The organism is Microbacterium neungamense, from assembly GCF_024971095.1.
GTDB lineage: Bacteria > Actinomycetota > Actinomycetes > Actinomycetales > Microbacteriaceae > Microbacterium > Microbacterium neungamense.
This window is the reverse complement of the sequence record NZ_CP069717.1, coordinates 667,121-686,721: the sequence shown is the minus strand read 5'-3', so window position 1 is coordinate 686,721 and position 19,601 is coordinate 667,121. Positions and strand designations below refer to the sequence as shown.

19 protein-coding genes and 1 tRNA gene are annotated in these 19,601 nt (G+C 72.5%); 5 read left to right on the top strand and 15 right to left on the bottom strand.

Annotation, left to right across the window (positions count from 1 at the left end; all coding sequences use genetic code 11):
- Nucleotides 1-70: 70 nt before the first annotated feature.
- Both ilvA and JSY13_RS03200 read right to left on the bottom strand, forming a co-directional pair.
- A complete protein-coding gene (gene ilvA / locus JSY13_RS03205; protein ID WP_259607605.1) occupies nucleotides 71-1,300 on the bottom strand; it encodes a threonine ammonia-lyase in 1,230 nt (409 codons plus the stop codon).
- Nucleotides 1,297-2,493 carry an AI-2E family transporter gene (locus JSY13_RS03200; RefSeq protein WP_259607604.1) on the bottom strand — a complete coding sequence of 399 codons (1,197 nt, stop codon included), beginning with the start codon at nucleotides 2,491-2,493 and terminating at the stop codon, nucleotides 1,297-1,299. Before JSY13_RS03200 ends, ilvA begins: the two co-directional genes overlap by 4 nt.
- 83 nt (nucleotides 2,494-2,576) lie before the next feature.
- Here JSY13_RS03200 and JSY13_RS03195 point away from each other — a divergent pair, with 83 nt between their 5' ends.
- The gene (locus JSY13_RS03195; protein ID WP_259607603.1) at nucleotides 2,577-3,845 is read left to right on the top strand and encodes a winged helix-turn-helix domain-containing protein; all 1,269 of its coding nucleotides are present in this window, start codon (nucleotides 2,577-2,579) and stop codon (nucleotides 3,843-3,845) included.
- Nucleotides 3,846-3,891: 46 nt separating this feature from the next.
- Here JSY13_RS03195 and JSY13_RS03190 read toward each other — a convergent pair whose 3' ends face one another.
- On the bottom strand, nucleotides 3,892-4,458 hold the full coding sequence (locus tag JSY13_RS03190; RefSeq protein WP_259607601.1) for a LemA family protein: 567 nt from the start codon (nucleotides 4,456-4,458) through the stop codon (nucleotides 3,892-3,894).
- A gap of 87 nt (nucleotides 4,459-4,545) precedes the next feature.
- On the opposite strand from JSY13_RS03190, the gene JSY13_RS03185 reads away from it, so the two are divergent.
- Nucleotides 4,546-4,618: transfer RNA gene (locus tag JSY13_RS03185), tRNA-Leu, on the top strand.
- Between the two features lie 334 nt (nucleotides 4,619-4,952).
- Here JSY13_RS03185 and JSY13_RS03180 read toward each other — a convergent pair.
- The 9 genes from JSY13_RS03180 to JSY13_RS03140 all read right to left on the bottom strand — a co-directional run bounded on the left by JSY13_RS03180 (nucleotide 4,953) and on the right by JSY13_RS03140 (nucleotide 13,107).
- Nucleotides 4,953-5,210, bottom strand: a complete 258-nt coding sequence (locus tag JSY13_RS03180; protein WP_259607599.1) for a helix-turn-helix domain-containing protein — start codon at nucleotides 5,208-5,210, stop codon at nucleotides 4,953-4,955.
- Nucleotides 5,211-5,702: a DUF2975 domain-containing protein gene (locus JSY13_RS03175; protein WP_259607598.1), complete on the bottom strand. Its 492-nt coding sequence runs from the start codon at nucleotides 5,700-5,702 to the stop codon at nucleotides 5,211-5,213. It abuts the gene before it with no gap.
- A 239-nt stretch (nucleotides 5,703-5,941) separates the two neighbouring features.
- Nucleotides 5,942-7,444: an NAD(P)/FAD-dependent oxidoreductase gene (locus JSY13_RS03170; protein WP_259608253.1), complete on the bottom strand. Its 1,503-nt coding sequence runs from the start codon at nucleotides 7,442-7,444 to the stop codon at nucleotides 5,942-5,944.
- A gap of 53 nt (nucleotides 7,445-7,497) precedes the next feature.
- Nucleotides 7,498-8,823 (bottom strand): S8 family serine peptidase, encoded by a 1,326-nt coding sequence (locus JSY13_RS03165; RefSeq protein ID WP_259607596.1) that lies wholly within the window; start codon nucleotides 8,821-8,823, stop codon nucleotides 7,498-7,500.
- Nucleotides 8,820-9,350, bottom strand: a complete 531-nt coding sequence (locus JSY13_RS03160; RefSeq protein ID WP_259607594.1) for a DUF501 domain-containing protein — start codon at nucleotides 9,348-9,350, stop codon at nucleotides 8,820-8,822. Before JSY13_RS03160 ends, JSY13_RS03165 begins: the two co-directional genes overlap by 4 nt.
- Before the next feature lie 35 nt (nucleotides 9,351-9,385).
- Nucleotides 9,386-9,958, bottom strand: a complete 573-nt coding sequence (locus tag JSY13_RS03155; protein ID WP_259607592.1) for an FtsB family cell division protein — start codon at nucleotides 9,956-9,958, stop codon at nucleotides 9,386-9,388.
- 64 nt (nucleotides 9,959-10,022) lie between these two features.
- Nucleotides 10,023-11,303 (bottom strand): phosphopyruvate hydratase, encoded by a 1,281-nt coding sequence (eno, locus tag JSY13_RS03150; protein WP_259607590.1) that lies wholly within the window; start codon nucleotides 11,301-11,303, stop codon nucleotides 10,023-10,025.
- 144 nt (nucleotides 11,304-11,447) lie between these two features.
- The gene (locus tag JSY13_RS03145; protein ID WP_259607588.1) at nucleotides 11,448-12,116 is read right to left on the bottom strand and encodes an O-methyltransferase; all 669 of its coding nucleotides are present in this window, start codon (nucleotides 12,114-12,116) and stop codon (nucleotides 11,448-11,450) included.
- Between the two features lie 4 nt (nucleotides 12,117-12,120).
- Entirely contained in the window at nucleotides 12,121-13,107 is a 987-nt protein-coding gene (locus tag JSY13_RS03140) for a CPBP family intramembrane glutamic endopeptidase (RefSeq protein WP_259607586.1), read from the bottom strand.
- Between the two features lie 214 nt (nucleotides 13,108-13,321).
- Between JSY13_RS03140 and JSY13_RS03135 the strand changes: the two genes are divergently transcribed.
- Nucleotides 13,322-14,554: an APC family permease gene (locus JSY13_RS03135; RefSeq protein ID WP_259607585.1), complete on the top strand. Its 1,233-nt coding sequence runs from the start codon at nucleotides 13,322-13,324 to the stop codon at nucleotides 14,552-14,554.
- A 141-nt stretch (nucleotides 14,555-14,695) separates the two neighbouring features.
- Here the strand turns inward: JSY13_RS03135 and JSY13_RS03130 are convergent, their stop codons facing one another.
- Nucleotides 14,696-15,478, bottom strand: a complete 783-nt coding sequence (locus JSY13_RS03130; RefSeq protein WP_259607584.1) for a helix-turn-helix domain-containing protein — start codon at nucleotides 15,476-15,478, stop codon at nucleotides 14,696-14,698.
- An 86-nt stretch (nucleotides 15,479-15,564) separates the two neighbouring features.
- On the opposite strand from JSY13_RS03130, the gene JSY13_RS03125 reads away from it, so the two are divergent.
- Nucleotides 15,565-16,080, top strand: coding sequence for a VOC family protein (locus JSY13_RS03125; RefSeq protein WP_259607583.1), 516 nt, complete (start codon nucleotides 15,565-15,567; stop codon nucleotides 16,078-16,080).
- Between the two features lie 21 nt (nucleotides 16,081-16,101).
- Here JSY13_RS03125 and JSY13_RS03120 read toward each other — a convergent pair whose 3' ends face one another.
- Nucleotides 16,102-17,373, bottom strand: a complete 1,272-nt coding sequence (locus tag JSY13_RS03120; RefSeq protein ID WP_259608252.1) for a histidine--tRNA ligase — start codon at nucleotides 17,371-17,373, stop codon at nucleotides 16,102-16,104.
- 257 nt (nucleotides 17,374-17,630) lie between these two features.
- Between JSY13_RS03120 and JSY13_RS03115 the strand changes: the two genes are divergently transcribed.
- Nucleotides 17,631-18,899 (top strand): IS110 family RNA-guided transposase, encoded by a 1,269-nt coding sequence (locus tag JSY13_RS03115; protein WP_239541894.1) that lies wholly within the window; start codon nucleotides 17,631-17,633, stop codon nucleotides 18,897-18,899.
- Nucleotides 18,900-18,937: 38 nt separating this feature from the next.
- Here JSY13_RS03115 and JSY13_RS03110 read toward each other — a convergent pair whose 3' ends face one another.
- Nucleotides 18,938-19,600, bottom strand: coding sequence for a nucleoside triphosphate pyrophosphohydrolase (locus JSY13_RS03110; RefSeq protein ID WP_259607582.1), 663 nt, complete (start codon nucleotides 19,598-19,600; stop codon nucleotides 18,938-18,940).
- Nucleotide 19,601 lies beyond the last annotated feature (1 nt).

Here is a 19,601-nt window from a genome sequence, read left to right as displayed (position 1 = left end):
GTCGCCCCGAATGCCAGAATCCGCCCCGAACGCGTCTGTGGGTGAGGTGGGGACGGATGCCTGAGCGCGCTCAGTCGGGGACGACGATCGGGTCGTAGCCGGCGCGACGCAGCGTGTCGAGGGTGAGCTCGGTGTGCTCGGCTCCGCGGGTCTCGATGCTCAGCTGCAGGATCACCTCGCTGATCTGCAGCCCCTGACCGTGCCGGGTGTGCAGCACCTCCATCACGTTCGCGCCCGCCTCGGCGAGCAGCTCGGAGACGCGGGCGAGCTGGCCGGGGCGGTCGGGCAGCGGGATCCGGATGGTGAGGTAGCGGCCGGCCGCGGCGAGACCGTGCGCCACCACCCGCTGCAGCAGCAGCGGGTCGATGTTCCCTCCCGACAGGATCGACACCGTCGTGCCGGTGGCGCGCACCTTGCCGGCGAGGATGGCGGCGACGCCGACCGCACCGGCGGGCTCCACGACGACCTTCGCCTGCTCCAGCAGCACCAGCAGCGCCCGGGCGATGTCGTCGTCGGAGACGGTGACCACCTCGTCGACGTGCTCCCGGATGATCTCGAACGGCACGTCGCCGGGCCGGGCGACGAGGATGCCGTCGGCGATGGTCGGCTGGGTGCGGATCTCCACCGGGTGCCCGGCCTGCAGCGAGGGCGGCATCGCGGCGGCGTTCTCGGCCTGCACGCCGATGATCCGCACGCGGCGCCCGTCCCGTGCCGCCGCGGCCCGGACGGCGGCGGCGACGCCGGCGATCAGCCCGCCGCCTCCGATGCCCATCAGCACGGTGTCCACCTCGGGCACGTCCTGGTAGACCTCGAGGCCGAGCGTGCCCTGTCCGATCACCACATCGCGGTGGTCGAAGGGGTGGATGAGGACCGCCCCGGTGCGCTCGGCGAACTCGGCCGCCAGCTGCAGCGAGGTGGCGACGGTCTCCCCCTCCAGCACCACCTCGGCGCCGTACCCGCGCGTGGCGAGGAGCTTCGGCACCGGCACGCCCAGCGGCATGAAGATCGTGGCGTGGATGCCGAGAGCCTGCGCCGCGAGCGCGACGCCCTGGGCATGGTTGCCCGCGGATGCCGCGACGACCCCGCGGCGGCGCTCCTCCGCCGTGAGCTGAGCGAGACGGTAGGTGGCTCCGCGGATCTTGAACGAGCCGGTGCGCTGGAGGTTCTCCATCTTCAGCACGACCGGCGCGCCCAGTCTCTCGCTGAGCGCCCGCGACGGCAGCGCGGGCGTGTGCGCGATCACCCCCGCCAGGCTCTCCGCGGCCGCTTCGAACTCGGCCAGGCTGGGGGTCGTGCTCATCGATTCCTCCTCTGCCGCGGATGCGGCACCGTGCTCCAGATCAGGTCGGCGTGGGGCTTCTCGCCGGTCCGCCACGACCCCGTGCTGATGGTCACCGCGGCGACGTTGATGAAGGCCGCGAGCGGGACGGCGAACAGCGCGCCCGGGATGCCGGCGATCATGGCGCCTCCGGCGACCACGAGCACGACCGCGAGCGGATGCACCTTGACCGCGGATCCCATCAGGATGGGCTGCAGGATGTGGCCCTCGATCTGCTGCACCGCGAGCACCACCGCGAGCATGGCCAGGGCGATCAGCGGGCCGTTGTAGACCAGCGCGAGGAACACCGCGACGGCGCCGGTGATCACCGCACCGACGATCGGCACGAACGAACCGAGGAACACCAGCACCGCGACCGGGATCGCCAGCGGCACCTGCAGCAGCGCGGCGCCGATGCCGATGCCGATGCCGTCGATGGCCGCCACCAGCGCCTGCGTCCGGGCGTAGTTCACGATCGTCGCCCAGCCGTTGCGTGCCGCGGCGTCCACCGCCGGACGGGCGTTGCGCGGGAACAGCTTCACCGTCCAGCGCCAGATGCCGGCGCCGTCGGCGAGCAGGGTGATCAGGATGAACAGCGACAGCAGCGCGCCGGTGAGCACGTGCGCGGCGGTGCCGCCGAGCGCTCCGGCCGCGCTCCACAGGAATTCGGCCTGCTCCTGGATCAGCGCGATCCCCTGGTCGATGTAGTCCTGGATCTGCTGCTCGCTGAGGTGCAGCGGCCCGTCCACGAGCGACTGCCGGAAGGTCTCGATCGCCTGCGCGGTCTTCTCCTGCACATCCGGCAGCTGCGCGCGGACCTGCCACACCACGAGCCACAGCAGCCCTGTGACGATGCCGATCGTGCCGAGGATGGCGATCGCGATCGCGAGCCAGCGCGGGAAGCGGGCCCGCAGCATCAGCTCGAACCCGGGCCACAGCAGCGCGGTGATCAGGATGCCGACCAGGAGCGGGATGACCAGCAGCTTCAGCAGCATCACCAGCCAGATGAACACCCCGATCACGGCCGCGATCACCAGCAGCCGCCACGAATAGCCGGCGGCGACCCGCAGCCCGAACGGTATCGTCTCGTCGGCGGCGGTGGTCACCGTCCTCTCGGTCGGTGGGGGCACGGGGCGGAACGGGTTTCGGAACCGCGGTCTGCGCTCGTCGCTCATTGTGCAAGTCTACGACGGGGGCGGCCCCGGCTCCGAAGCGGGAGCCTCGACCCGGTGTCGGTGCCCGTCGATACCCTGGCGATGTGACCGAGACTCTCAGCGCCGCGGAGGCGCGCCGGATGACCCTGGGCGCGCAGGGCTTCTCGCGGCGGCCGCCCGCCGCGGTGGCATCCCGCCATCTCCATCGCGCCATGGACCGGATGGGCGTGCTGCAGATCGACTCCGTCAACGTCTTCGCCCGTTCCCACTACATGCCGATGTTCTCGCGCCTGGGCGCGTACGACCCGGCGCTGCTGGACCGCCTCTTCCTCGCCGGCCCGACGCACTACGTCGAATACCTGGCGCACGAGGCGGCGTTCATCCCGGTCGGCGACTGGGCGCTGTGGCGGTTCCGCATGGACGACTGGCGAGCGCGGGCGGCGAAGCCCGGGGCGTGGATGCATGCGCACACCCGGACGCTCGACTGGGTCCGTGCCGAGCTGCGGGAACACGGGCCGCTGCGTCCGGCCGACCTCCGCGACGACGCTCCGCGGGAGCGCGGCTCGTGGTGGGACTGGGACGAGGCGAAGGTCGCGCTCGAGCACCTGTGGCGCTGCGGCGACGTGGCGATCGCCGGGCGCAACGGCTTCGAGCGGCGTTACGGCCTCGCGGAGCAGGTGATCCCGGCCGCCGTCCGGTCCCGGGACGTGCCCCGGGCGGATGCCGTGCGCGAGCTGGTCCGCCGGGCCGCACGCGCGTACGGCGTCGCGACCGAGGCCGACCTGGACGACTACCACCGGCTCCGGGACCGGACCGCGGTGCGTGCCGCGATCGCCGACCTCGTGGACGCCGGCGAGCTCGAGCCGGTGCGCGTGCGCGGCTGGGAGCGGTCGGGGCGCCCGCTGCCGGCGTGGCGTCACCGCGAGGCCGCGCTCCCCCGCCGGATCGGCCGGGCGGCGCTGCTGACGCCGTTCGACCCGCTGGTGTGGTTCCGCGACCGGGCGCTGCGCGTGTTCGGGCTGGACTACCGGATCGAGATCTATGTCCCGGCCGAGAAGCGCCGCTACGGGTACTACTCGCTGCCGGTGCTCGCCGGGGACCGGATCGTCGCCCGCGTGGATCTGAAGGCGGACCGCGCGGTGTCGACCCTGCGCGTGCAGTCGGCGTGGTGGGAGCCGCAGGGACGGGACGCGGATGCCGCGGCGATCGCCGGGGAGCTGCTGCGGGCGGCCGGATGGCAGAGACTCGAGCGCATCAGCGTCTCCGGCTGGGGCGACGCGGCCGACGCCGTGGCCCGCGCGCTGCACGGCCGGGACGTGGAGGTGGAGCGGCACACGCATCCGCGGGAGGCGGAGCTGGGCACGGTCGCCTGACAGACGAGGGGGCCCGACGCGCTTCGCGCACCGATCCCCCCGTCTGTCAGAACTGCACGCGCGGCGGTTCGGAGATCGCGCCGTTGTCGGCGACTTCGAAGAACTCCCGCTCGGTGAAACCCAGCCCGCGGGCGAACAGGTTGTTCGGGAAGACCTTGATCTTGGTGTTCAGCTCGCGCACGCCGCCGTTGTAGAAGCGGCGGGCGGCCTGGATCTTGTCCTCGGTGTCGACCAGCGAATGCTGCAGCTGCAGGAAGTTCTGGCTGGCCTGCAGCTGCGGGTAGGCCTCCGCCACCGCGAACAGGCTGCGCAGCGCCTGCTGCAGGTGGCCCTCGGCGACTCCGGCTTCGGCGGGGCCGGTCGCCGACAGCGTCTCGGCGCGAGCGCGTGTGACGCTCTCGAACACCGCCTTCTCGTGGGCGGCGTACCCTCTCACCGTCTCGATGAGGTTGGGGATGAGGTCCGCGCGGCGCTTGAGCTGCACCGTGATGCCGCTCCATGCCTCGTCGACGCGCACGTTCAGCTGCACCAGCGAGTTGTAGGTCGACCACAGATAGACGCCGACGAGCACCAGCACGCCGACGACGATCAGTACCGGCCAGAGCCATTCCATGCGAAGCCCCCTCTGTGGATCACTTCATCCTATGCGGCGGTCCTGCGCGTCGCCTGGGCGACAGGCCCCCTAGGCTGGCAGGTGCACGCCCCCGTAGCCCAACGGCAGAGGCAGGCGACTTAAACTCGCTTCAGTCTGGGTTCGAATCCCAGCGGGGGCACGGTCGGCGGCGCCGCCCGCAGGGCGGTGGCGTCGACCGTTCTCGTGCCTGGGTGAGACGCACGACTCCGGGGTCCCCGCCGGCGGAGGCTCCGCGCGTCGCGCAGCGACGGGTGGAGGGCCGGTGGGGCGGGTTCGAATCCCAGCGGGGGCACGGTCGGCGGCGCCGCCCGCAGGGCGGTGGCGTCGACCGTTCTCGTGCCTGGGTGAGACACACGACTCCGGGGTCCCCGCCGGCGGAGGCTCCGCGCGTCGCGCAGCGACAGGTGGAGGGCCGGTGGGGGCCGGTGGGGCGGGTTCGAATCCCAGCGGGGGCACGGTCCCCGCCGGCGTCCTCAGTCCTCCCGCGCGGCCACGGTCACTTCGCCGCCCCGCTCGCCGGCCGCCTCGTCCGGCTCCCACCGCAGCAGGTCCCCCGGCTGGCACTCCAGCACCCGGCACAGCGCGTCCAGGGTGGAGAACCGCACCGCCTTGGCGCGGCCGTTCTTCAGCACGGCGAGGTTCGCGGGAGTGATCCCGATCCGCTCGGCGAGCGTGCCCACCGACATCTTCCGCCGGGCCAGCATGACGTCGACGTCCACGATGATCGGCACTCAGACCACCTCGTCCAGCTCGGAGCGCAGCGCCCGCGCCTCGGCATCCCGCTCGATCGCCTGCACGAGCAGCCGCCGCATCACGACCACGAGCAGCGCGATGCCGGCGAGCACGAGCGACACGCCGCAGATCAGCCCGACGATGCCCGGGGCGACGTCCCCTGGCGCGAGGAGCGCGGCCAGCGCGAACGCGAGGACGGATGCCGCGGCGATCGCCCCGATGATCACGTCCACGTACCGGAAGGCGGCATGCGAGAACACGGAGCCCCGCCGCACCAGCGTGAGCAGCTGCCAGATGCACACGGCGAACACCTGCATGGTGACCACTCCGAGGGCGAAGATCGCGATCAGCACGGTCTTCTGCACATCGGCGACACCGGCGTCGTCGAGGTCGCGCCACACCGCGAGCAGGATCATCGCCTGCACCACCACCGAGCCGGCCAGCGACAGCGCGATGACCACCCGCAGCGCCAGGATCGTCAGTCTTCCCATATCAGCCCCTCACGTTCGACGATATGTATCTATCGTAACTCGATAGATGACGAAGGTAAGAGGGTTTCGGGGACGCGAAAGAGCGCGCCGGGTCCTGAGGACCGCGGCGCGCTCTTCGGGTCGTGACTTCGGGTCGTGACGGACGCTTCGACAGGCTCAGCGTCCGGCAGGTTCAGCGTCCGGCGAGTTGCGGACGCTTCGACAGGCTCAGCGTCCGGACGGCTCGGCGTCCGGCCGGATCAGGCGCTCGCCTTCTCCGCCGTCTTGACCGAGGCCTTCTTGGCGACCGGCTTCTTCGCGGCGGGCTTCTTGTCCGCGGCATCCTTCTTCGCGGCCGCGGCGCCGGCCTTCGCCGCCGCCGGCTCGGCCTTCGCGGCGGCCGGCTCGGTCTTCGCGGGCGCGGGCGCCGTGGCATCCGCAGCCGGACGCGGACGTGCCGCGAACTCCTCGAAGGCGGCGCGCGGGTGCTGCACGGCCTGCAGGTTCACGATGTCGCGGCCGAGCCACAGGTTGTTCCACCAGCCCCACAGCACGCGCCACTTGCGCTCCCACGACGGCATGGCCAGGCCGTGGTAGCCGCGGTGCGCGATCCAGGCGATGAAACCCTTCAGCGCGATGTCGCCGGACTGGAAGACGCCGTTGTAGAGGCCGAGACCGGCCACGGCGCCGAGGTTCTTGTGGAAGTACTCCTTCGGCTCCTCGCCGCGCAGCACGGCGACGAGGTTCTTGGCGAGCAGCTTGGCCTGGCGCACGGCGTGCTGGGCGTTCGGCACGCAGTAGCCGCCGACGCCGCCGCCGGAGAGGTCCGGCACGGCCGACACGTCGCCGGCCGCCCACGCGCCCTCGACGATCTCGTCCGCGGTGCCGACGCGCAGGTCGGCACGGGTCTGGATCCGGCCGCGCTCCTCGACGGGCAGGTCGCCGCCGCGCACGACGGTCGGGTTGGCCATCACACCGGCAGTCCACACGATCAGGTCGGCCGGGATCACCTCGCCGGTGGAGAGCTCGACGTCGCCGTCGACCGCGCTGGTGACCTGGGTGTCCAGGTGCACGTTCGCGCCGCGCTTGGCGAGGTCCTTCAGCACCCACTCGCTGGTCTTCAGCGAGACCTCCGGCATGATCCGCCCCATCGCCTCGATGAGGTGGAAGTGGGTGTCCTCGAAGGTGAGCTGGGGGTACTTGGAGACGAGGGCGGATGCCAGCGAGCGCAGCTCGGCGAACGCCTCGATGCCGGCGAAGCCGCCACCGACGACGACGACGGTGAGCAGCCGGTCGCGCTCCGGCCCGGCCGGGATGGCGGCCGCCTTGTCGAAGTTCGACAACAGGCGGTCGCGGACGGCGACGGCCTCCTCGATGGTCTTCATCCCGATCGCGTTGTCGGCGATGCCGGGGATCGGGAACGTGCGCGAGACGGCGCCGGCGGTGACGACGATCTGGTCGTACGCGAACTCGTACGGCTCGCCGATCGGGGGCGTGATCGTGGCGACATTGTTGGCGTGGTCGATGCCGGTGACCTTCGCGGTGATGACGTTGGTGCGCTTGAGGTGACGGCGATGCGCGACCACCGCGTGACGCGGCTCGATCGATCCGGCCGCGACCTCGGGCAGGAAGGGCTGGTACGTCATGTAGGGCAGCGGGTCGACCATGGTGACCTCGGCCTCGCCCTTGCGGAGGTGCTTCTCGAGCTTCCAGGCCGTGTAGAAGCCTGCGTAGCCTCCACCGACGATCAGGATCTTCGGCACGGCGTTCTCAGGCACGGCGGTGTTCTGAGGCACAGGGGGACAACTCCTCGTCGTCAGGGTGAAGGCGTGCGACGACCGCGCGCCAGACGGATGCGCCGGGCAGCTGCGGTGACGCCAAGCCCGATCAGGATACCAGGGACCGTGAGTGCTAGAAGCGGGAGGGTACCGTAACGCAGCGACTCAGAGCTCGGCAGCAGGGGCGATCCGGGCTCGCTGGGCGGGTCCGCAGCCGGCAGCGGCGGCACGCTCACGGGCGTCACCTCCGGTTCCGGCTGGGGCTCGGATGCCGCGCGCCGATGCAGCCGGATCCACTCCTCGAGGTCGCCCATCGGGTTCTCCGCGACCGGGGCGACGGACGCCGTCACGGCCGCGTGCACGTCGAGCAGCCCGTAGCCGTAGAGCGGATCGTGCGGCTTCGCGGCGCCGGGGACGGGCGCCGCCGTCCTGATGATCCGGTTGATGACGTTGGCGGCGTCCAGGTCGGGGTGCGCGGAGCGCACGAGCGCCGCCGCACCCGCCACGATGGGGGCGGCGCCGCTGGTGCCGTCCCACTGCACCACCTTGCCGTCCGCGGACATGCCGAGCAGGTCCTCGCTGGGCGCGGAGACGCCGATGGTGAAGCCCTGGGTGGACGCCTCCAGGCTCGCCTTGCCGGCCTGGTCCACCCCGCCGACCGTGAGGACGCCGGGGATGGTGGCGGGAGCGCCGACGATGCCGGTGCCGCTCCCCCGGTTCCCCGCGGCGACCACGACGACCACGTCGTGCTCGAAGGCGTACAGGAACGCCTCGTCCCAGCTCTGATCCCAGTCCAGCGTGTTCGTCGTGAAGGACAGGTTGATCACGTCGGCGCCGTGGTCCACCGACCAGCGCATGGCGTCCGCGACCTGCTCGGTGAACGGGGCCGCCGCGGACGCCCCGAAGCCGAGCGAGATCGACAGCAGCTGCGCCTCGGGGGCCACGCCGATCAGGCCGGTGCCGTCCGGATTGCCGCGGCCGGCGGCGAGGGAGGCCACCCAGGTCCCGTGATTGCTGTTCACGGCGCCGACCGGGGTGCGTCCGTCCTCGGTGCCGCTGCCGGAGAAGTCGGCGCCGTCCGCGACCGCGCCGTCGAAGGTCACCGGGGGCTTGCCGATGCCGGTGTCGATGATCGCGATCGTGGTGCCCTTCCCGCGCGTCACCTGCCACGCGTCGCGGATCCTCGACCCGTCCAGCCAGTACTGCGCGCCCCGCACCGGGTCGGCGCGCTGGTCCGGGATGGGCGGGGTGGGCGTCGGCGCGGGGGTGGCTGATGCGGCTGCCGGGGCGGCCCCGGCCAGGAGCACGGATGCCGCCACCGCCGCGACCGCGACGATGCTGCGCAGCATCCGCCGCGTGATCATCCCGCCTCGTCTCCGCGCGCGGCGCCGGGACGGACGCACGCGCATCGCTCCGGCGACCAGGAGGAGCGGGCGAGGGCGGCGTCGCCGATCGGGTTGACGCCGGGACCGGCGGCGAGCGCGTGACCGGCGAGCGCGTGCAGGCACTTCACCCGCGTCGGCATCCCGCCGGCGGAGATGCCGTCGATCTCGGGCACCTCGCCATAGTGCGACCGGTCGGCCAGGTAAGCCTCGTGCGCGGCGCGGTACGCGTCGGCGATGTCGTCCTGCTCCAGGAGCGCCGCCAGCTCGGGCATGAGCTGGCCGGCCTCGAGGGTGGACATCGCGGCCGTCGCGGCGGGATGCGTGAGGTAGTAGAACGTCGGGAACGGCGTGCCGTCCTCCAGGCGCGGCGCCGTGGCGACCACCGTCGGGTTGCCGCAGACGCAGCGCGCCGCGATGCCGACGACACCGCGCGCGGCGCGGCCGAGCTGCTCGGAGACCACGGAGATCTCGGCGTCGGTCGGGGGCGCGAAGGGCGGTGTCGTCACGTCTCCAGGGTACGGGAGCGCACCTGGAGGAAGGCTCAGCCGGCCGGGGCTTCGACCGCGCTCTGCGCCAGCCCGGCGCCCACGATGCTGCGCAGCAGCTGGGGCATCCAGTCCGAGGGGCGCTCGGCGATCTCGTCGCTGACCGGTGTCTGCGCCCGCGGCAGGTCGGTGGGCTCGAGGTCGTTGTCGATGAGGTAGACGACCTCCCCCGGCCGCACGTAGTACAGCCGCTCCCGGGCCTGCGCGGTGATGTAGGCGGGGTCCTCCCAGCGCTCCTGCTGGTGCTCGAGCGCGGCGATCTCCTCCTTCGTCAGCTGCACGGACTCCTCCAGAGCCGCGATCCGCTGGCGCTGCTCGAGGTAGGTGCCGAGCGTGGGCACCAGCACCCAGGTGCCGAGGATGACGAGGGAGAGCATGATGACGGCGAAGCCGGAGAGCCGGATGCCGCTGGTCCACTCCCGCACGTCGACGTCGCGACGGCGGCCGGATGCCGGCGCAGCGCCGCGGGCGCTGCCGACGGACGTGCGGGCGCGACGTCCCTTCGCCGGCGCGGCCTGTGCGGCACCCGCGCGCGGAGACGGCGAAGGGGGAACCGGGCGTCGTGCCATGGTTCCCCCTTCGTCTCAGCGGATGTCGTCGGGCCGGGCGGCCTGTGCGGGCCCGGCCCGGAGGTCAGCCCTGGAAGCGCGGGAATGCGGAGCGACCGGCGAAGACCGCGGCGTCGCCGAGCTCCTCCTCGATGCGCAGAAGCTGATTGTACTTCGCGACGCGCTCGCTGCGGGCGGGCGCACCGGTCTTGATCTGACCCGAGTTGGTGGCCACGACCAGGTCGGCGATCGTGGTGTCCTCGGTCTCGCCCGAGCGGTGCGAGAGCATCGCGGTGTACCCGGAACGCTGGGCGAGGCTGACCGCGTCCAGGGTCTCCGAGAGGGTGCCGATCTGGTTCACCTTGACCAGCAGCGAGTTGCCGACGCCGCGCCGGATCCCGTCCGCCAGGCGGGCCGGGTTGGTGACGAACAGGTCGTCGCCGACGAGCTGCACCTTGCTGCCCAGCTTCTCGGTGAGGCTCTTCCAGTTGTCCCAGTCGTCCTCGGCGAGGGCGTCCTCGATCGTGACGATCGGGTAGTCGCGCACCAGGCCCTCGTAGTACTCGATCAGCTGGTCGGCCGACCAGTCCTTGTTCTCCAGGCGGTAGACGCCGTCCTTGAAGAACTCGGTCGCGGCGACGTCGAGGCCGAGCGCGATGTCGGTGCCCGGGGTGTAACCGGCCTTCTCGATGGCCTTGATGAGGAAGTCGAGGCCCTCGCGGTTGCTGGGCAGGTCGGGGGCGAAGCCGCCCTCGTCGCCGAGGCCGGTGGCGTAGCCGGCGGCCTTCAGCTCGGCCTTGAGCACGTGGTAGGTCTCCACGCCCCAGCGCAGCGATTCGGCGTAGGTGTCGGCGCCGATCGGGGCGAGGAAGAACTCCTGCATGTCGATGCCGTTGTCGGCGTGCTCGCCGCCGTTGATGACGTTGAACAGCGGCACCGGGAGGACGTGCGCGTTCGGACCGCCCAGGTAGCGGAACAGCGGCAGGTCGGCCGAGTCGGCGGCGGCCTTCGCGACGGCGAGGCTGACGCCGAGGATGGCGTTGGCGCCGACGCGCTTCTTGTTCTCGGTGCCGTCGACCTCGACGAGCACCTCGTCGATGACGCGCTGCTCGCTGGCCTCCAGGCCCTCGATCGCGGGCCCCAGCTCGTCGATGACGGCCTCGACCGCCTTCAGGACGCCCTTGCCCCCGTAGCGGCTCTTGTCGCCGTCGCGGAGCTCGTACGCCTCGAAGGCGCCGGTCGACGCGCCGGACGGGACGGCGGCACGCTGCACGACACCGTCATCGAGGAGCACCTCCACCTCGATGGTCGGGTTTCCGCGCGAGTCCAGGATCTCGCGTGCGCCTACAGCCTCGATCAGTGCCACGTTGTGCTCCTTGTTCAAGAGGGAAGGGAGGGGTGGAGCGGCTTCGGTCCGTGGCACAGTCTAGCGAGGGGTACGGCGGCGGCCGCGGCCGGTGACGGCGGGCGCCGACCTCATCAGCGTGCGGGCGGGGTGGGCGCCCGCTTCTCAGACGACGACGGCGATCGCGACGCCGTCCCAGCCCTTCAGGCCGACCGTCTGCAGCGCGGTGGCGTCGAAGCGGGGATCCTCCCCCAGCATCCGCAGCGCCTGCCTGGTGCCGATGACCTTCGAGTCGGTGCTGCCGGGGTTCACGATCTCACCGTCGCGGCCGATGTTGTCGAGCACGACGACGGTGCCCGGATGCCCGAGCCGGGCCGCCCAGTCCAGGTAGATCGTGTTGGACTCCTTGTCGGCGTCGATGAAGACCAGGTCGAACGGCTCCTCGCCCTGCAGGGTCGGCAGCACGTCCGCGCCCCGCCCGATCCGGATGTCGACGCGGTCGCCGACCCCGGCGGCGTCGATGCTGCGCCGCGCGACGGCGGCGTTGCCGGGCTCCGCCTCGATCGTCACGACCTTGCCGCCCTCGCCCACCGCGCGCGCCATCCAGATGGTCGAGTACCCGCCCAGCGTGCCGATCTCGAGCACCCGGCGGGCGCCGCTGATCCGCACCAGCAGGTTCAGCAGCTTGCCGCTGACCGGGGCGACCTCGATCTCCGGCATCCCCGCCTCCCGCTGCGCGGCGAGCGCGCCTTCCAGGGCGGCGTCCGGTCCGATGAGGATCTCGGCGAGGAAGTCGTCGGCGGCGCGCCAGGTGGAGGGTGTGGATTCAGCCATGCGCTCAGCCAACCCCGCCGGATGCGGTGCGGTCAAGCCTCCGGAGCCGACGGTCCGGAGGCGGGAGGCGCGGTCGGCGGCGGCGCGGTCGGCATGCGCGGCGCCGACGGGCGAGCGCGGGCTGCCGCCGGAACTGCCCGGTCAGCACGAGCACCACCGCGAGGAGGCCGCACACGATCCAGCCGGCCACGCCGAGCGGACCGGCGAGTGCGAGGTCAGGCCGGCCGGCAGCGACGAGGAGGATCAGCCCGCCGGAGGCGTTCAGCGCGCCGTGGGCGAGCACGGCCGGCCACACCGAGCCCGACCGCAGGCGCAGCCAGCCCAGCAGCACGCCCCAGGCGAGGCATCCGCCGATCATGAACAGCACCCCGGTGACGTCGGTGCGGGCGAAGTTGTATCCGAGCAGGATCACCGGGCTGTGCCACACACCCCAGATCACCCCGCTGATCAGCCGCGCCGGCCAGGTGCCGAGCGGCCGCAGCGCCGGGAGCAGCCAGCCCCGCCAGCCGAGCTCCTCCCCGAACGCGAACAGGCTGTTCACCAGCGTGGCGACGGGGATCGAGGCGACCTGGGCGGCGACGAGGACGCCGACCGGCGGCAGCGGCGTGCCGGGCGGAACGGCGCGCTCGAGCTCGCGGGCGAAGGCGCCGAACGTCGGATCCAGCTTCAGGACGCGGAGCGCCACGGCGACGAGGAGGCTCGCCCCGACGACCAGCGGCGGCGCCAGCCATCCGATCACGCTCAGCCACACCACGCGGCGAGCGGGCCGGAGCGGCCACACGCCCAGGAACCGCCCGCGCTCGCCGCGCGGCGGCATCCGGAGCACGAAGGCGACGATCACCGCGGCGAGCGCGGGCGTGAGCATCATCGCCGGCAGCACGGCGGCGGCGATCGGCGCGGCGAGCCCGTCCCCCAGCCACAGCGGCAGCGCGACCAGCCAGGCCAGGCCGCAGGCGAGAACGGTGAACAGGACCACCGCGGTCCAGGGCACGGCGGTGGGAGCCGGAGCGACCCCGGGGCGGCGTACGGCGGCGTCGGTTATGGCGGTCCCTTCCCGGCGGGTCGTGGTCGGTGCCGGATGCGCACCGCGGATCCGCGGGCGCCGGCCTCTCCCATCCTGGCCGGGCCGCCCGGGTCCTCGGGAGCCGACACAGCGCGGACGCCGGGATCCGCCGTCGGGTCACCGCCCGTGCCACGATGGACGGATGCCGCTCGCACGACGTCTCCAGCTGACCGACGCCGTCGCCATCGGGCTGGGCTCGATGATCGGCGCCGGCGTCTTCGCCGTCTGGTCGCCGGCGCTGGGCGCGGCCGGTTCCGGGGTGTTCATCGCCCTCGCGGTCGCGGCGCTGGTGGCCTACTGCAACGCCACCTCCTCCGCGCAGCTTGCGGCCGTGCATCCGGTCTCCGGCGGCACGTACGCGTACGCGCGTGCCGAGATCGGGCCGTGGGCGGGATTCGTGGCGGGCTGGTGCTTCGTGATCGGGAAGATCGCCAGCTGCGCGGCGATGGCGATGACCTTCGCCGCCTATGCGGCGCCGGAGGGCTGGCGGACGCCGGTGGCGGTCGCGGCCGTCGTCGCCCTCACCGCCGTGAACTGCGTCGGCGTCACCCGCACCGCGCTGCTCACCCGCATCCTCGTGGTCTGCTCGCTGCTGGGGCTCGCGGTCGTCGTCGCGGCGGGGCTGACCGCGGCTCCGACCGCGGACCCGGCGCCGCTGCCCGATGCCACGGCGTACGGCGTGCTGCAGGGCGCAGGCCTGCTGTTCTTCGCCTTCGCCGGTTACGCGCGCATCGCCACGATGGGCGAGGAGGTCGTCGACCCGGCCCGCACCATCCCGCGTGCCGTGACGATCGCCCTCGCCGGCGCCCTCGTGGTGTACGCGCTCACCGGGCTGGCCACGACGCTGACGCTCGGGGCGGACGCGATCGGCCGGGCGGCCCCGCTCGCGGACGTGCTCGCCGCGGCGGGCTGGGCTCCGCTCGCCCCGGTGGTGCGGATCGCGGCGGCGACGGCGTCCCTGGGCGCCCTGCTGGCGCTGCTGACCGGGATCGGCCGCACCACGCTCGCCATGGCGCGGGAGGCCGACCTGCCCCGGTTCCTGGCGGGGGTGGACGAGCGGTGGCACGTGCCGCGCCGGGCCGAGATCGCGATCGGGGCCGTCGTCGTCGCGATCGTCCTGGTCGCCGACCTGCGCGGCGCGATCGGGTTCTCCTCGTTCGGCGTGCTGCTGTACTACCTGCTCGCGAACGCGTCGGCGTTCCGGCAGGAGGGCGGGGCCCGCCGCTACCCGCGGGCGCTGCAGCTGGTCGGCGCGGTCGGATGCCTGGTGCTGGTGAGCACGCTGCCGCCGCTGGCGTCGCTGGTCGGCACGGGCGTGGTGCTCGTCGGCGTGCTGTACCGGGCGGCGCGGCTGCGCCTCTCCCACCGCCCGTGAGACGCCGTTGACCCCCGGGTCGGGACGAGACTTCTGGTCTGGCGTGAGACAGGTCCTCCTGCGTGGGACGCGCCGCCGTTCGTGCCGTCTCGCGCGGTCGCAGAAGTCTCGTGCCAGGGGCGTGCCAGGGTCGCGCCAGGGTCAGGTGCCGGCGAGGCGGGCGCGGTACTCGGAGGGCGCGAAGCCGAGCACGGCGCGGAACTCACGGGCGAGATGGGCGTGGTCGGCATACCCGAACTCCGCGGCGATCGATGCGAGATCGGCCGCCGGGTCGTTCCGCACGCGCTCGGCGGCCTCCTGCAGACGACGGCGGCGGATCATCGCCGCGGGCGGCAGGCCCACGAAGCGGTGGGCCATCCGCTGCAGGGTGCGCACCGACACGGCCAGCCGCGCCGCCGCCTGCTCCGGCGTGCGGACCTCGGGGTCCCCCATCAGCAGGTCGGCCATCGCGTTCGCATGCGCGGCGACCTCGTCCTGGTCCCCCACGTGCTCGGCCAGCCACGCGGCGAACGCCGACACGGCGCGCTCGTGCCTCCGGGGTCCGCTCGCCATCGCCCGCGCGACGGATGCCTGCAGCTCGGGGGCCGGGTAGGTCGTCTCCCGGTCGCGCAGCGACGCCGGGTCGTCGATCAGGCGGGCCACGGCCGCCGGTCGCAGCAGGGCGCCGACCGCCCAGCCGCGTCCGCGCAGCTCGCGGATTCCGGCCCGGGTCGTTGCGCCGCAGAGTGTGACGGCCGCGCCTTCGACGACGAGGTTGAGCGCGGGATAGCCGACGATCGCCTGCGGCGACACCTCCCCGGGGGCGAGATCCCATTCCGGGATCCAGAACCAGGCGGCCGCGTGCGCGACCGATGGCGGTGCGGGCAGGCGGCGGAAGTCGGGGAGCCGGCGGGGGAAGAGGATGCCGCGGGTGGGCTCGACCATGGCTCCAGCCTACGAGGCCGGCATGCCCAGGCATCCTGGCGCGAATCTTCAAGCCGGCGGAGGGAGCGATCCGTACCGTCGGACCCATGGAAGACACACGGACGACCGGCGTGACCGGTCAGCACACGACCGACGGCAGGCCGAACTCGGCGACGTCGCTGACCCCGTTCCTCGCGATCCCGGATGCCGCGGGCGCGATCGCGTTCTACCGCGACGTGTTCGGCGCCCGGGTCGTGGACGTGACCGAGTTCGGCGGCTCGATCGCGCACGCCGACCTGGACTTCGGCCTGGGCCGGCTGCAGCTGGGCGAGCCCAGCCCCCAGTACCGCCTCGTGCCGCCGCCGGCCGGCGAGGACGACTGCTACTCGATCGGCCTGTACGTGCCCGACGTGGACGCGGTGGTGGAACGCGCAATCGCGGCCGGCGCGGTGGTGCGGGAGGCGCCGTCCGCCTTCGTCTCCGGCGATCGCTACGCCAGCATCCGCGACCCGTTCGGGGTGCGCTGGTCGATCATGACCCGCGTCGAGGACCTCTCCGACGAGGAGAGCGCGCGCCGCGTGGCCGAGTGGGCGGCGTCGTTCGCGGAGGCCCCCGGCTCCTGACGGGCGGGCCGCGACCGCCCGTCACATCAGCGGCTTGACCTCGGCGGTCCCGGGGGCGTCGCCGGCGCGCACGGAGGCGAAGGCGGTGTACCCGTCGGCGGCGGCGCGCTCGAGCAGGCCCTTGAGGTTCTTCGTGCGGCGCTCCAGCCGCACCCGCCCGCCGGACGGCAGCGAGCGTAGCACGGCGGTCTTGTGCGCGATCAGCTCCCCGACCGGGACGTCGGCGTCGTGCACGAGGACGACCGCCGGCGCGGCATCCGTCTCCCGCTCGGCGACGAGGTCGACGATGCGCTCGAAACCGATCGAGAAGCCGACGGCGGGCACCTGCTGACCGAGGAAGCGGCCGATCATGCCGTCGTAGCGGCCGCCGCCGCCCAGCGAGTAGCCGACCGAGGGGTGTGCGAGCTCGAAGATGGTCCCCGTGTAGTAGCCCATGCCGCGCACCAGGAACGGGTCGAACACGAGGGCGTCGCCGGCATCGTCGGATGCTCGGGCCGCGGCGACCGCGTCGCCGAGGGCCACGAGGTGACCGACGATCTCCTCGGGGGCGCCCTCCGGCAGGGCGGTGCGGATCTGCCGTTCGCCGTACGGGTGGTGCTCCATCGTCCGCGGGCGGGTGAGGAACGCGGAGAACGCGTCCACGGCATCCGGGGTCGCATCGCGGTCGCGCAGCTCGGCCGTCACGCCCTCCGGGCCGATCTTGTCGAGCTTGTCGATGGTGATCAGCACCCCGGGCCGCTCGGCCTCGGCGAAGCCGAACGACCCCAGCATCCAGTCCAGCACCCGGCGATCGTTGACCCGGACCGTGCCGCCCTCGAGCCCGAGCGCGTCCAGGGTGTCCAGGGAGGCGGCGATCAGCTCGGCCTCGGCGCGGGCGGTGTCGTCGCCCATGATGTCGATGTCGCACTGCACGAACTGGCGGTAGCGGCCCTTCTGCGGGCGCTCGGCGCGCCAGACCGGGCCGATCTGGATCGACCGGAAGACGCCGGGCAGCTGGCCGCGGTTGCTCGCGTAGAAGCGCGCCAGCGGCACCGTGAGGTCGTAGCGCAGACCGAGGTCGGACAGCGCGGCGGGGTCGTCGGCGGCGGCGCGGATGGCGTCGGCGTCGAGCCCGCGGCGGAGGATGTTGTACGACAGCTTCTCGTTGTCGCCGCCGATCCCGGCGTGCAGCCGGTCGTACTCCTCGACGACGGGCGTCTCGATCTCGTCGAAGCCGTGCGCGCGGTAGCGCTCGCGGATGACGGCGAGCACGCGCTCGCGACGGGCCTTGTCAGCGGGGAGGAAGTCGCGCATGCCGCGCGGCGGGTTCACGGTTGCCACCCGTCCATCTTCCCAGGTCGGAGCGAACCCTCCCGACTCCGTCCGCCCCCGTTACTTTCTTCGTGACCCGCTCGGCGGCCATGCTGGGCGGTGACGGCCTGCCGGGCCCGGCATGATTGCTGCCCCCTGTCCTCGATGATCCGGGGGGTGTTGTCACCGGGCCTGGTTGGCGGTGTGTGATCGCTGATAGGGGCTGGACCCGAGCATGCTCGAGGCCGTTCGTAACGTGGATGCCGAGACGCGCCGCCGCGGACGCCGTCACGAGTGAAGCGGAGGACGAAGTGGTCACCAGCATCGACAGATACGACGAGGTCGACGTGTTCGTTGGGCTCGACGTCGGCAAGGGCGAGCATCACGCGGTCGCGCTCGACCGGGAAGCCAAGCGACTATTCGACCGAGCACTCCCGAACGACGAGCGCCAATTGCGGGCGGTGATCGACCAGCTCGCCTCGCATGGCGTGGTGCTGCTGGTCGTAGATCAACCCGCGACGATCGGTGCACTCCCGGTCGCGGTCGCGCAAGCCGCAGGTGCTCTCGTCGGTTACCTGCCGGGGTTGGCGATGCGGCGCATCGCGGATCTGCATCCCGGTGAGGCGAAGACCGACGCGAGAGACGCGGCGATCATCGCCGAAACGGCCCGCACCATGCCGCACACGCTCCGGTCGATCCAGGTCGCCGACGAGAAGGTCGCGGAGCTGAGCATGCTCTGCGGGTTCGACGACGACCTCGCCGGTCAGATCGTCCAGGTCTCCAACCGGATCAGGGGTCTGCTCACCCAAATCCACCCGGCGCTGGAACGCGTGCTCGGGCCGCGGCTGGATCACCCCGCGATCCTGGACCTGCTGCAGCGCTACCCGTCGCCGGCGGCGATGAAGACTGCGGGTGAGAAGCGGCTAGGGAACCGGCTGCTGAAGAACGCGCCCCGCAAAGGTCGTGTCTGGGCGGCAGAGATCATGACCGCGCTCGGCGAGCAGACCGTCGTGGTGACCGGCACCGACGCCGCCGCGCTGGTGCTCCCCAGGCTCGCAGAGCAGCTCCAGGCGTTGCGACGGCAGCGTGATGAGATCGCCATCGAGGTCGAGAAGATCGTCGACGCTCACCCTCTTCAACCGGTCCTGACGAGCATGCCCGGAGTCGGCGTCAGGACCGCAGCCCGGCTCCTCACCGAAGTCACCACCAAGACCTTCGCCACTGCCGGGCACCTCGCCGCCTACGCCGGCCTCGCACCCGTGACCCGACGATCCGGCACCTCGATCCGCGGCGAGCATCCCTCCCGGCGCGGGAACAAGATCCTGAAACGGACCATGTTCCTCTCCGCGTTCGCCGCACTCCGAGACCCCGAATCACGCGCCTACTACGACCGCAAGATCGCCCAAGGCAAACGCCACAACCAGGCCCTCATCGCCCTAGCTCGACGCCGCTCCGACGTCCTCTACGCCATGCTCCGCGACGGCACCCTCTACCAACCGCGACCAGCCCAACCCGCCCTCGCCGCTTGACAGAGGACATAGGGGCATTCCCCCGGTGAAAGCGGTGGTCAGGGGTGCTCGGCGGCGCGCACCTCGTCTTCGAGGCGGCGGAGGCGCTCGCGGAGGGCGCGTTCGGCGTCCCAGCCGTGCAGGTGCGCCTGGGCGACCAGCGCGAGCAGCGCGTCGCCCAGTTCGGCTTCCGTGGCGGGGGCGTGGGTCTCGGTGGGGGCGGCGACGACGGGTGCGGCGCGGCCGAGGAGCTTCTGGGCCAGGGCGAGCGCCGGCATGCCCCGCGGCACGCCGTCCAGCACACTGCGCCGCTCGCGCTTCTCCGCCGCCTTCGCCGCGTTCCAGTGCACGAGCACCTCCTCGGGCGTCGTCGCCACGGCATCCGCGAACACGTGCGGATGCCGTCGCACCATCTTCTCGGTGAGCCCGCGCGCCACGTCGTCGATGTCGAACGGCGCGTCCGGGTCCTGCGCGGCGATCGCCGCGTGGAACAGCACCTGCCAGAGCAGGTCGCCGAGTTCCTCGCGCAGCTCGTCCCTGGTTCCGGCCTCGACCGCATCGATCACCTCGTGCGCCTCCTCGACGAGGTACGGGACGAGGTCGCGGTGCGTGATCCGCTGCGACCAGACGCAGCGTTCGCGCACCGCACGCATCGTCTCCGCCGCTGCGCGCAGCGGGTCGGCGACGGCCGGCGGATCGGTCTCCGGACGCGATGCGGTCATG